This window comes from Pseudomonas sp. NBRC 111133 (genome assembly GCF_001320605.1).
Lineage (GTDB): Bacteria > Pseudomonadota > Gammaproteobacteria > Pseudomonadales > Pseudomonadaceae > Aquipseudomonas > Aquipseudomonas monteilii.
In genome coordinates this window covers 1-11,447 of the sequence record NZ_BCBJ01000023.1, presented here as the reverse complement: position 1 = coordinate 11,447, position 11,447 = coordinate 1, and the positions used below count along the sequence as shown (strand labels likewise).

The 11,447-nt window shown below is 57.2% G+C and carries 15 protein-coding genes, 2 tRNA genes and 1 pseudogene; 12 read left to right on the top strand and 6 right to left on the bottom strand.

The window, feature by feature from the left end; all coding sequences use genetic code 11:
• Positions 1 to 4: 4 nt before the first annotated feature.
• Positions 5 to 898, bottom strand: coding sequence for a transcriptional activator NhaR (gene nhaR / locus APH36_RS04250; RefSeq protein WP_060497612.1), 894 nt, complete (start codon positions 896 to 898; stop codon positions 5 to 7).
• A gap of 131 nt (positions 899 to 1,029) precedes the next feature.
• On the opposite strand from nhaR, the gene APH36_RS04245 reads away from it, so the two are divergent.
• Together APH36_RS04245 and APH36_RS04240 are read left to right on the top strand one after the other, a co-directional pair.
• Positions 1,030 to 1,269: a hypothetical protein gene (locus APH36_RS04245; protein ID WP_060497611.1), complete on the top strand. Its 240-nt coding sequence runs from the start codon at positions 1,030 to 1,032 to the stop codon at positions 1,267 to 1,269.
• 29 nt (positions 1,270 to 1,298) lie between these two features.
• Positions 1,299 to 2,051 (top strand): TerC family protein, encoded by a 753-nt coding sequence (locus APH36_RS04240; protein WP_019096844.1) that lies wholly within the window; start codon positions 1,299 to 1,301, stop codon positions 2,049 to 2,051.
• Positions 2,052 to 2,096: 45 nt separating this feature from the next.
• On the opposite strand, the gene APH36_RS32010 is transcribed toward APH36_RS04240, so the two are convergent.
• Positions 2,097 to 2,273 (bottom strand): hypothetical protein, encoded by a 177-nt coding sequence (locus APH36_RS32010; RefSeq protein ID WP_164524771.1) that lies wholly within the window; start codon positions 2,271 to 2,273, stop codon positions 2,097 to 2,099.
• A gap of 223 nt (positions 2,274 to 2,496) precedes the next feature.
• Here APH36_RS32010 and APH36_RS04235 point away from each other — a divergent pair, with 223 nt between their 5' ends.
• Complete coding sequence (locus tag APH36_RS04235) at positions 2,497 to 3,174, top strand: peptidase C39 family protein (RefSeq protein ID WP_060497610.1); 678 nt, start codon at positions 2,497 to 2,499, stop codon at positions 3,172 to 3,174.
• A gap of 114 nt (positions 3,175 to 3,288) precedes the next feature.
• Here the strand turns inward: APH36_RS04235 and APH36_RS04230 are convergent, their stop codons facing one another.
• Entirely contained in the window at positions 3,289 to 4,572 is a 1,284-nt protein-coding gene (locus APH36_RS04230) for an FAD-binding oxidoreductase (protein ID WP_060497609.1), read from the bottom strand.
• A gap of 203 nt (positions 4,573 to 4,775) precedes the next feature.
• Here APH36_RS04230 and APH36_RS04225 point away from each other — a divergent pair.
• The 4 genes from APH36_RS04225 (at position 4,776) to APH36_RS04210 (ending at position 6,382) form a co-directional block, all read left to right on the top strand.
• Positions 4,776 to 4,852, top strand: a tRNA-Val gene (locus APH36_RS04225).
• Between the two features lie 169 nt (positions 4,853 to 5,021).
• A tRNA-Val gene (locus APH36_RS04220) sits at positions 5,022 to 5,098 on the top strand.
• A gap of 132 nt (positions 5,099 to 5,230) precedes the next feature.
• The gene (locus tag APH36_RS04215; RefSeq protein WP_060497608.1) at positions 5,231 to 5,800 is read left to right on the top strand and encodes an SPOR domain-containing protein; all 570 of its coding nucleotides are present in this window, start codon (positions 5,231 to 5,233) and stop codon (positions 5,798 to 5,800) included.
• 156 nt (positions 5,801 to 5,956) lie between these two features.
• On the top strand, positions 5,957 to 6,382 hold the full coding sequence (locus APH36_RS04210) for a GTP pyrophosphokinase (RefSeq protein ID WP_060497607.1): 426 nt from the start codon (positions 5,957 to 5,959) through the stop codon (positions 6,380 to 6,382).
• Positions 6,383 to 6,385: 3 nt separating this feature from the next.
• On the opposite strand, the pseudogene APH36_RS04205 reads toward APH36_RS04210, so the two are convergent.
• Positions 6,386 to 6,721 (bottom strand): annotated as a pseudogene (locus tag APH36_RS04205) (endonuclease); the annotation flags it as partial.
• 269 nt (positions 6,722 to 6,990) lie between these two features.
• Positions 6,991 to 7,452, bottom strand: a complete 462-nt coding sequence (locus APH36_RS04200; protein WP_016711402.1) for a helix-turn-helix domain-containing protein — start codon at positions 7,450 to 7,452, stop codon at positions 6,991 to 6,993.
• A gap of 136 nt (positions 7,453 to 7,588) precedes the next feature.
• Between APH36_RS04200 and APH36_RS04195 the strand changes: the two genes are divergently transcribed.
• The 3 genes from APH36_RS04195 to APH36_RS32535 are packed head-to-tail and all read left to right on the top strand — an operon-like array spanning position 7,589 to position 8,892.
• Complete coding sequence (locus APH36_RS04195; RefSeq protein ID WP_016711401.1) at positions 7,589 to 7,981, top strand: hypothetical protein; 393 nt, start codon at positions 7,589 to 7,591, stop codon at positions 7,979 to 7,981.
• Positions 7,982 to 8,029: 48 nt separating this feature from the next.
• Positions 8,030 to 8,497: a hypothetical protein gene (locus APH36_RS04190; RefSeq protein WP_016711400.1), complete on the top strand. Its 468-nt coding sequence runs from the start codon at positions 8,030 to 8,032 to the stop codon at positions 8,495 to 8,497.
• Between the two features lie 5 nt (positions 8,498 to 8,502).
• Positions 8,503 to 8,892 (top strand): hypothetical protein, encoded by a 390-nt coding sequence (locus APH36_RS32535; RefSeq protein WP_080578070.1) that lies wholly within the window; start codon positions 8,503 to 8,505, stop codon positions 8,890 to 8,892.
• Between the two features lie 171 nt (positions 8,893 to 9,063).
• On the opposite strand, the gene APH36_RS31545 is transcribed toward APH36_RS32535, so the two are convergent.
• On the bottom strand, positions 9,064 to 9,693 hold the full coding sequence (locus APH36_RS31545; RefSeq protein WP_134792788.1) for a hypothetical protein: 630 nt from the start codon (positions 9,691 to 9,693) through the stop codon (positions 9,064 to 9,066).
• Between the two features lie 117 nt (positions 9,694 to 9,810).
• Between APH36_RS31545 and APH36_RS04185 the strand changes: the two genes are divergently transcribed.
• Together APH36_RS04185 and APH36_RS04180 are read left to right on the top strand one after the other, a co-directional pair.
• A complete protein-coding gene (locus APH36_RS04185) occupies positions 9,811 to 11,040 on the top strand; it encodes a ParA family protein (RefSeq protein ID WP_080578069.1) in 1,230 nt (409 codons plus the stop codon).
• Between the two features lie 137 nt (positions 11,041 to 11,177).
• Positions 11,178 to 11,447 (top strand): AAA family ATPase (locus tag APH36_RS04180; RefSeq protein ID WP_156342057.1); only part of this gene is annotated, 270 nt, incomplete at its 3' end.

The following is an 11,447-nucleotide window of genomic DNA, read 5'->3' as shown; positions in this document are numbered from 1 at the left end:
AACGTCACCAGTGAAACAACTCCCGCCGTGCGCCTTCGGTAATCGCCACGATCCCCGGGTGCTTGACCTTGCGTTCCACCGAAATGGCATAGAACGACTCATGCACGGCCTCGGTCTGCCCGATCAGTTCCACGCCATACTGGCGGCACACTTCGTCGGTAATCACGCTGGGGGCGACGAAAATGCCGCTGCCTGACTGCCCGAACGCCTGCATCAAGGCACTGTCATCGAACTCGCCCACGATCCGTGGCTGCACCTGTTGCTCGCCTAGCCAGCGCAGCAGGCGGCTGCGCACCACGGTCTCCTGGCCGGGAACAAGCAGCGGTGCATCCTGCAGGCAAGCCGGGAAGGGGCCGTCCAGCCGTTGTGCCAGCGCCGGGGTGGCGAAGAAGCTCAGTCCGCATTCGCCCAGTTTCTGGCTGTAGCCTTTGATGTCCAGGTGGCTGGGCATGGGGCTGTCGGAAATCACCAGGTCCAGGCGCTGGATGGCCAGGTCTGCCAACAACCGCTCGAGTTTGTCTTCGCGGCAGTTGATGCGCAGCACTTCATCCAGCTCCATGGTCGGTGCCAGCAGGCGGTAGACGATGGATTTGGGCACCACGTCGGCCACCCCCACGCGGAACAGGATCTGCTCTTGCGGGCCGGCGCGCAGCATGGCTTCCAGCTCGCCGCCGATCTGGAACATCTGCTCGGCATAAACCAGCGCCTGGCGGCCTGTCTCGGTCAGCTCCAGCTGTCGGCCCGCACGCTGGAACAGCTCCAGGCCATAGGTTTGCTCGAACAGGCTGATCTGCCCGCTGATGGTTTGTGGTGTGAGGTTGAGCTGTTCGCTGGCGCGGGTGATGCTGCCCGTCTTGGCCACGACCCAGAAGTAATGCAGTTGGCGATAGTTGAGCACCGTCGGTCGCCCCGATTCGTAAAAACCGAAGTATACGCCATGAAAATACGAATTTTCCTGAACTATTGGCGTCTCTAGAATGCACGGCATCAGGCGCCATGCGCCGCCGGGATATTTCATGCGAGGACACCATGCTACAACTCAAATCCATTGGCACCCCGTTGGTGCTGGCGTTGGCCCTGTTCACGCTCGCGGGTTGCGACCAGGCCGAGAAATCCGCCCAGCAGGTGCTCGACCAGGCGGCGCAGTCGGCCAAGCAGGCGATCGACGACACCAACAAGGCCGCCCAACAGGCCTTGAGTGAGGCCATCGGCAAAGAAGGGCACACGCTTGAAGATGCCGACAAGAAAAAAGACACTCAGGAAATCTGACCCCACCCCGCCGCTGCAGGATTTGAACAATGGAATACTTGCTGGAACTCGCCGCTAGCCCCACCGCCTGGGTTGCCCTGGCTACGCTGGTGGCCATGGAAGTTGTACTGGGCATCGACAACCTGATCTTCATTTCCATCCTGACCAACAAGCTGCCGGTGGAATACCGTTCCAAGGCGCGTCGCATTGGTATCAGCATGGCCTTGGTCATGCGCCTGGCCTTGCTCAGCACGGTGGCCTGGATCGTTCAGCTGACCGACCCGGTGTTCGAAGTGTTCGGCAACGCCTTCTCGTGGAAGGACGTGATCCTGATTGCCGGTGGCCTGTTCCTGCTGTGGAAGGCGACCAAGGAGATTCACGAAAACGTCGACCCGCACGGCGCCAAGGAAGAAGCCAAGGTGTCGTCTACGGTTACCTTGGGCTTTGCGGCGGCGATCTTCCAGATTTTGCTGCTGGACATCGTCTTCTCGGTGGACAGCATCATCACCGCCGTGGGCATGACCGAGCACTTGCCGATCATGATCATTGCCGTGATCACGGCTGTAATCGTGATGATGGTGGCCGCCGACCCGCTGGCCAACTTTATCAATGACAACCCGACGGTGGTCATGCTGGCCCTGGGCTTCCTGATCATGATCGGCATGACACTGATCGCTGAAGGCTTTGGTGCCCATGTGCCGAAGGGGTATGTGTATGCGGCCATGGCGTTCTCGACCGCGATCGAGATCCTCAACATCCTGGCTCGCAGGGCGCGATTGAAGCGTGAGGCGGCTGAAGGTTGATAAAAAAACGGGGCGCCATGCGCCCCGTTCGCGGTTTCTGAAAGTTTAGTGCACCCCGGCATGCCGCCGTGCCCGGCGTACAGGCTGCGGCCTGGCGGGTGCCTGCGGTGGCAGGTGGTGGTGGGAATGACGCCGCACGATACGGAGTACACCCCACAGCATGGCGGCTGCGACGCTCAGCCACATGCCCACCAGCATGAGGATTGCCATGGTCAGGCTCATCTGTGCCTCCATCTCCAAGGGCAGCGCACGGTCAGCCAGCGCTTGCCTTCCAGACACTGCTTTAGTCTAGCCCTTCGCCTGTGACGTTCCATCGAACAATGGTCTATCTCTGGGTCCGATTTGCTCTAAGCCGCTGTCGGACTATACCCGCGCCGCTGTGGGGCCTATGATCGTTGGCCAGAGTCAGGCGCTGCCTGCCTGGCGTTGAAACAAGCGAGCGTCCATGCAGCAACATTCCTTCAAAACCGTCCCCCGTCGGCTGCTGGCTGCCTGCCTGATTGCGGCCAGCCTGGCCGGCTGTGCCAGTGCACCGCCCGCCAACCTCAAGGGCCTGCCGCAGCGTGTCGAGATCAGCAGCGTGCCGTTCTACCGTGGCAACGCCAACCACAGTGGCGCCATGGCCCTGGCGGCCGTGCTGTCGCAGCAGGGCGCGCCCATCACGCCGGGGCTGCTGGACAAACCGTTGAACCTGCCGCAGGGCGCCGAAGCGCTGGACACCGGCATTCCTCGTGTGGCGCGGGACTACGGCATGGTGGTGTACCCGCTGGACAAGCAGCTGGACGCGCTGCTGGCCCAGGTGGCGGCTGGCAACCCGGTGCTGCTGCGTTACGAGGACGGTTCGGCGTGGTGGGGCGAGCCGCGTTATGCGGTGCTGATCGGCTATGACCGTTACAAGCAACGGGTGCTGTTGCGCTCGGGCATGCACCGGCGGCAGGTGATGGCGTTCGATGACTTTGCCTCGGCGTGGGCGAAGCAGGGGAGTTGGGCAGTGCTGGTGCAGCCGCCGAGGCAGTTGCCGGCACAGGTGGATCGTCAGCGCTGGCTGCAGGCGGCGGATGAGCTGGCGCGGGCGGGGCAGGAGATTGCGGCGAAGCAGGCTGTGAGTAGCCTGAACAAATAGCGTTGCCAGCCCTTTCGCGGGCAAGCCCGCTCCCACAGGGATCGCACTGAGCCTGAAACCAGTGCGGAACCTGTGGGAGCGGGCTTGCCCGCGAATAGGCCGGGCCTGCTTACATCAGAAGCCCAGGCGATCGCGCAGGCTGTAGTACCAGGCACCGATGGCGCTGAACGGCACGCGCAGCATCTGGCCACCCGGGAACGGGTAGTGCGGCAGGCCGGCGAAGGCGTCGAAACGCTCAGCCTGGCCACGCAGGGCCTCCGCCAGCACCTTGCCTGCCAGGTGGGTGTAGGTTACGCCGTGGCCCGAGCAGCCCTGGGAGTAGTAGATGTTGTCACCGATACGGCCAACCTGCGGCAGGCGCGACAGGGTCAGCAGGAAGTTGCCGGTCCAGGCGTAGTCGATCTTCACGTTCTTCAGCTGCGGGAAGGCCTTGAGCATCTTCGGACGGATGATCGCCTCGATGTTGGCCGGGTCACGCGCGCCGTACACCACGCCGCCGCCGAAGATCAGGCGCTTGTCGCTGGTGAGGCGGTAGTAGTCGAGCAGGTAGTTGCAGTCTTCGACGCAGTAGTCCTGCGGCAGCAGGGTGCGTGCCAGTTCGTCACCCAGCGGCTCGGTGGTGATCACCTGGGTACCACACGGCATGGACTTGGCGGCCAGTTCCGGTACCAGGTTGCCCAGGTAGGCGTTGCCGGCGACGATGATGAACTTGGCGCGCACTTTACCTTGTGGCGTGTGTACGACCGGGTTGGCACCGCGCTCGATGCGCACCGCTGGGGTTTGCTCATAGATGATGCCGCCCAGCGATTCGACCGCAGCGGCTTCGCCCAGGGCCAGGTTGAGCGGGTGGATGTGGCCGCCGCTCATGTCCAGCATGCCGCCGATATAGCTGTCGCAGGCGACCACTTCGCGGATGCGCTTCTGGTCCATCAGCTCCAGCTGGTTGTGGCCGAAACGTTCCCACAGGCGCTTTTGCGACTCCAGGTGGCCCATCTGCTTGCTGGTGAGGGCGGCGAACACACCACCGTCTTTCAGGTCGCACTGAATGTTGTACTTGGCCACGCGCTCACGAATGATGCGGCCGCCTTCGAAGGCCATGTGGCCCAGCAGTTGCGCCTGCTTGGGGCCAACGGTGCGCTCGATGACGTCGATGTCGCGGCTGTAGCTGTTGACGATCTGGCCGCCGTTGCGGCCCGACGCGCCAAAGCCGACCTTGGCCGCTTCGACGATGCTTACCTTGAAGCCGTTCTCCAGCAGGAACAGGGCGCTGGACAGGCCGGTGTAGCCGGCGCCGATGATGCACACATCGGTTTCCACCTCACCCTGCAGCGCCGGACGTGGCGGCACCGGGTTGGCCGAGGCGGCGTAGTAGGACTGGGGGTAGGGGGTGTTAGCCATGCTGCAGGAACCTCGTGTTTTATATTTTTAACGAATGTACCGATGCTATCAATAATAATAAACACCCGCTAGTCGTCTGATGAAAATCCTTTACGGGGTACCTGACAGCCCTTCTATCTATAAAGAGTTTAAGATTCAGTAGCTTAGCGCGAAAAAAAGTGTTGACAGGGTTTTAGGAATGCGTAGAATGCGCACCACACGACAGGCACATAGCTCAGTTGGTTAGAGCACCACCTTGACATGGTGGGGGTCGTTGGTTCGAGTCCAATTGTGCCTACCAAATCGAAGAAGGGGTGATCCGCAAGGGTCACCCCTTTTTTCATTGCCCGGTTTCGGGTGCTGCAAACCGTTGCAGGGGCGCCAAGCGCTTACATTCGAAAGTTTTTGATTTTTCTCAAAAAAAAGCTTTACAGGTGTGCATTCGATCACTAACATGCGCACCACACGACAGGCACATAGCTCAGTTGGTTAGAGCACCACCTTGACATGGTGGGGGTCGTTGGTTCGAGTCCAATTGTGCCTACCAAATCCGAAAAGGGCGATCAGAAATGATCGCCCTTTTTGCATGTGCGCGTGAAGCAGCGTGTAACGTTTGGTCGCGGTTCGGGATCGAGGTCGGCGTGCTAGAATCCGCCCCTTCGAATCTGGAGGTACACGCGTGCGCAAACTGGCTGTGGTAATGGCAGTGCTCGCCCTGGCGGGCTGTGAGAACGAGGTCGAAGGCGTGCACAAGCAGGTGGCCGAGCACCTGCACAACCCCAAAACCGCCAAGTTCGGCAACGTACGGATCGACACCCAGGGCACCATCTGCGGCCAGGTCCGTGGCAAGGATGATGCCGGGCAGTACGAAGCCTACCGCAGCTACGTGGCGATCAAGCGCGATGGCCAGTACGACATCATCGTCGACGACACTGGCAACAACCTGCGCATCCGCGAGATGTGCGGCGGTGCCGACCTGCAGCGCCGCGCCGAGGCGCTGGCAGACCAACCGGCACCCGAGGGCTGGGATGTAGAGGTGGTTCAGGGTGCCAACATGGGCGCGCTGAGTGACATGACCGCACGGCTTATCGAAAAGGGCATCCCGTCTTCGGTGGAATACCGCGACGGCAAGCCAGTGGTGCTGATGGGGCCATTCCCTACCCGCGAAGAAGCAAAAGCGCGCAGGGATGAAGTGATGGCCAAGCTGGGCACCGATTCGGTGGTTATCCAGCACGGGGCCACACGCTAACCTTCCCAGGCCCTTTCGCGATGCAAGGCCGCTCCTACAGGGATCGCGTCAAGTCGTAGACTTGGAGCAAGCCAGTTTCGCCGAAGTTTGCGCTGAGCATTGTTCACACAAGTTTGGCTATGCTTGGAGTGACGATGCCGAACGGGGAGGGGCCTCATGTCTACACTGGAGCGGGCCATTGCCGTGGCCGCCAGGGCGCATGAAGGGCAATACGACAAGGGTGGGGCAGCTTATATCCTCCACCCGCTACGGGTGATGATGCGGGTGTCCACACCCGAACAACGGATTGTCGCAGTACTTCACGATGTGATTGAGGACACCCCGCTGACCCTGTCCGACCTGGCGCGCGAGGGTTTCGCGCTTAAAATCCTTGCAGCCTTGCTGGCGCTCAGTCGCCGCGAGGGTGAGGCTTACCAGGACTTCGTGGTGCGTCTGGGCGATGACCCGCTGGCGCGAACCGTCAAACTGGCCGATCTGGCCGATAACAGCGACATTACGCGCATTCCTTGCCCTGGCCCCGCCGACCTGGCGCGGTTGGCCCGCTACCGGGAAGCCAGCGCCTATTTGCAGGCGTTGGCCTGAGGCTCAGCCGCAGGCCTTGAGGTTGACCGGCCCGACGAACTCATTCCCCCGGCCCATCACGCAAGCCACCTGCTGGTTGCGTTGCCGCTCCCATGCCTGCGGCGGATAGGTCTTGTTCCAGGCCTTGAACAACTGGCTGTCCTGCCGGGACAGGCGCAGGTTGTACTGCTTGCTCATGTAGAAGTAGGTGCGGGCGATCATGCCGCGTATCGAGGGGCGTGGCATGACCTTCCTGGCTTTGAAGTCGACTTGGGTCAGGCAACTGCCATACTGGCCGCGTTGCTCCGGCAGCCAGCCGAAACTGAAGTTGCTGCGGTCGCCATTGACTTGATTATCCGAGGCAGCCCTACATTGACATTTTGGAATGTCGAGAAAAAACCCTAAAAATCAATGATATAAAAGGATTTTTAACGCGATATGCAGAGTGCTTTTATCTGTCAATGTTGACATTTTGGCTGTCGAATTGCTTAGATTTTTTCCGACGAACGGTATTGGTGACGCGCTTGTTCACAGTTATGGAGCGAAATGGCTACCTCGCTTTACGCCCTCTCAAATAAGGCCAGCATGCCGAAGCTTGGCTTGAGCCTCCGCTTTATCAGTGAGAAGAATCAACTGTCAGATACTTGGTGCCATAGGCGTCGTAATGTGGCCTCAGGGAGCCCAAGCTGCCTGGCAGCCTCAGCCTGAGTAGCACCCTCTCGCTTCAATGCTCTAATGGCGTCTCTCTTGCGTTCTGCATCGATCATCGCGGGTGTCTTGGTGGGCTGCTGCTGATGGTTCAAGACGACATCCGCAAGCTCCAACTCCTCGAGTTCTGCCAAAACGTCGGTAAGTAATTCGCGTGGCGTGCGCTGGCCATAGCAGGCGAGGGCAAGGGTGATTAGAGATCCAGGCTGCATCCTCATTGCTCTCGCGAGTTCGCAGCTCACGTCGATTGTCGCAGTTGTCTTAGCGGACTCCAGTTGGCTCACATGGGACTGGGCCACGGTATTTGAGATGTCCGATTGAGTCAGACCCTTCTGATGACGCAGCAGCCTTAGCACTGCCGCGAACGAGTAGCGCAGCGACATCCATCCATTCCCTAAAAGCAGACGGTATGACGTGTTTGCTAGGCGCCGCACAAATCTATATATTGATACGTGTGACGCAAGAGACGAATCCGCTGCGCTTAAGATGCGTTCAGGTGGGGCACCGTTAGGAGGATGTATGAGTGGCGCCATCAATGATGGACTGATGGGAGAGGGTGTCAGCTTGATGGGCTGCGAGCTCGAATTAGCTGATGTGCTTATCCTCGCCAGGCAGCACTACAAGTGGATGCCTCTTTGCGTTGTCGAGGAGTGGGTGATCTTGGATGCCATCCTCACTGAAGATGAGCTGGCCAAGGTAGCTTCGGCTGGATGCCAGCCCATGTTCCTGTTTGCCCACAAGGTTGTTCACGATGAACAGCGGCGTTTCGAGCCGGGAGAATGGGTTAGGTCAACAATCGCTCAGACCTTCAAGGATGGATATTTATTCGGGACGCGGAATACGGTCTACGTGCTTAAGGGCTCTGGTTATCGTAAGTCGTCCACCTTGCAAGGCATCTTCTCAATCTTTTAGGAGTCACGGCCCCGCTCGTGACGACTCGACTATTCCAGAGATCAAAATATGTTCCGTTCCCACCAAGCTGACATGGCCGGAATCCCTGGCATGTTTGGCGACGGGCTGATGCATTGGCATAGTGTATCCAGAGCTCTCGCTACCCACTGGTATCACGTTAGCGTTCAGCGTTTCGATGATGGTCAATTCAGGAATCATACGGAAATGCCCAACGATGAGGCCCGACTCGTTGAGCTGTTGTTAGCCCAAGATCAGAGCCTGATTGTCCGGGAAGTCCAAGTGGTCACACCCGGCTGGATGAACAAAGGTGGTGGCTGGAAGATGGAAAATCTGACGTCTCTTTCGATGGGCTTCAATAAAGCAGAGGTGCCCATCTGTGTTCTCGAGGTCGAGAGCGGAAAAGTATACGTCGACACCCATGAGCCTGAACTCGATGTGGGGTCTCTGAAAGGATTGAAAGAGCTGTACCGGCGCAGCCCTGTAAAAGCTGCTGCAGCCGAGATGGCGGGGGCGTAATAATCATGACAGACATCAGCACGGTTTCAGTCGACTACCATGTTAAGCGTTACTCTGATTTTGACCTGCTTCGAATTGCTCGAGCTGTCGGGCAGGAGTATGAGGACGAGGTCACCGCGTACTTGTTGAACGTTCAAATACACGCATGCAGTGCGGTAGGCGTGGTGTATGGACATGCCCGAAAAGGGCCATATGGGCGGTTTTCGGATGGTCACTTGATACGGACTTCGGACATCCAGAAGGTAGAGAGGGAAGGGCGGTTCTGGGTTATTACCACCGTCAATTCCCGCTACGTCGCGGCTACCTTTAAGCGAGATGGTGGTCGGAGAAGCCTCCGCGAGTTCAGGCTCCTTGCTGGAGGCGGATATCTCCCATCACCGAATCGGCTTCACTGATTTATACGCAGGGGGCGTGCCGCTGATAGCGGCCAGGCTGTCGTGAACCGAGCCATGGCGTTCCGCCCAGTCTCGGCCCTGTCGGGCTGACAGCCTTCACGCCTTCGGCCTTCCTGGCCTGCGCGCTCCGCTTGCTTAGAGAGCGCGTTCTTCATAGCCCCACTTGTCTGGCTAGATACTGTGTTTAGTGGCAAAGGTAACCCACTTAAAGAACTCAGGGTCTTTGTTGGTATAGGTAACACTGTGAGGGTATTCATAACGTTGGCTATCTTTGCCATTGATTTTTAGTGTTACGCTTCCTTTTCTCCAGTGAAAATTAACCTCACGCAACCACCTATCGCCGGCTTCGTTCTTGTGATCTATCTCGATGTCGCATGGATGCCTGCCAGACCATCTGTCTGTAGCACTTAGAAATAGGTGCGCTACGTCAATGTAAATTTCAACCATCTCTTGTTCTGGAACGGTGAAGTCATGTTCGGTGTCGTTTCTTGCTTTATTAAGCTTTTCGAGTACGGAAAGCGAAGGAAGTCCGCACTTCTTTAAGTATTCGGATAATGCATGGAAGTTTCTAAGTCTTTTAAGTGAGACTGCTCCGAAGCCTAGGCATACATCCTCCATTCTCATGTGCAGAGCACGCTTCGCATTTGATAATGCGTTGATAAGATGCCTTGGAGTGTTACCGTCTGTAAGATCCTGCCTGGCGAAATCTAAATACTCTTCGGCGGATGGACTTTGGCGGCAGTGGTACACGCTCCATAAGAATGAAATGTAGTCTGGGTCAATATCCTCTGGGTCAAACATGTGTCGAGCTCGTCGTGCCGAAGAGTAGTTCAATATCCTACCATGATGGCTTGTTGCTATGTGCAGGCCGCCTGGTGGTTAAAGCTTGAATGCACGAGGTAAAGCGCACTGGCCCAGATGGCACGCTGTGCACATTGTCGATCAGAAAGCTGCTCGCTACTCTTTCGGTATCTATGGAGGCGGATACCTATGTCCCTTATCAGTCCTAGCGATCTCAAAAATCTGAGACGATCTCTCAGGCTCACCTGTGAGCAGGCGGCGATTTCTATCGATATTAAGGCTAGGGCTTGGCGAAGCTACGAGACCTCGGCGGACTGCAAATCTCACAGGACGATCCCAGAGCGAAGCCTTCGTGTCTTTTGTGAGCGCCATGGTGTGCCCTATCCGCCGACTTCGAACGACGGTAGGTTGCTGTCTGTGGGTTGCAAGATCATCAGCATCACAGCCTATAAGGGCGGAGTAGGAAAATCCCCCATTACGGTCGATGTGGCCACGGAGTTGGCGAGGCGTGGAAGCCGCGTGGCAATCATTACGGGAGATGTGGTCTACAGATGTAGCATGGGTGACGAAATGCGTGAGCATCGTCGGCTGAAGATTAAAAATAGCCCTGTGACGTATTTCGATGAGTCCGATGTGATCCTGTATTCAGCGGAACTTCGTGACCTTGAGCGCAAGCTTGAAGAAGACCTTGCTGGGACGGGCGTTCTAGATCCTGGCGAAATTCGATTTTGCTACGGATATCAAATTGAGAGGATCAAACGGAAAAAAGTAGCCAGCCATGCGTTGTCTACCCTTGTTAAAGAATATGATTATATTTTGCTGGATCTGAATAGAGATATGTACAGGACGCTGTTGCTTTCGAATGTCATAGCCTTGGTGCTAGATAATCGTTGCCTGTCTTCGATATGGAGTGCTGAGCAATATTGTGAGGATATCATAGCGATGAATGGTGGGCGTCCGGTGTCTCACTTATATACGCTTATCACTAATCATGCTCCGTGTGGGGATGGTACGGAATATCTTGAGTATATAGATGATGAGGCGGACGCGGAGCAGGTTCGTAGAGAGGTAATTGAATCCTATGAGCATCAATCCGAAGTTTACCTTGAGGCGCGAAAACTGAGAGTGCCGATGTTGCGTACGTTTATGACTAAGGCGCATTCCATGGAGATTGCGAGATACAACAGCACTAGAGGTTTTTGGGACGGTTACTGCTATTTTGATTCGGTAGTCGACTTCGCTCCAGACTCACTGGCTAGCGACGAGATTCGTCGGCTTACCGATGAGCTGATTGACTGCGTTACAAGGGAATATCATGGGATGGTGTACCTACCTAGATCAGCCTAGGCCGAGTTTATCGCGCTCCGCTCGTACGCAGGACATCGCATTAGGGTAGTGGCCCTCTACCATCACTGTGTGAAATGAGCTTATCCTCCTCCCACCCTGGCTGGTGGAAACCAGCGCATCATGGACGGAGATAGGCAATGAAGCTGCACAGTGTTCGACTGAGTAATTTTCAATCCTTCGGCAAGCCAACCTCGATCTACTTTGAGGATTCCACGTTTCTAATTGGCCCGAACGGAGCAGGCAAAACTGCCGTTCTACAGGCGTTGTGCCGAATGTTCTGCTTCGATCCGTCGCTGCGTCGGATTCGCCGTTCCGATTTTTACGTACCGTTTGATGAGGTGGAAGCACCCGAAGAGCGCTCTCTGTGGCTTGAAGCGGATTTTCACTTTGAATCGCCCCGGGTTCCC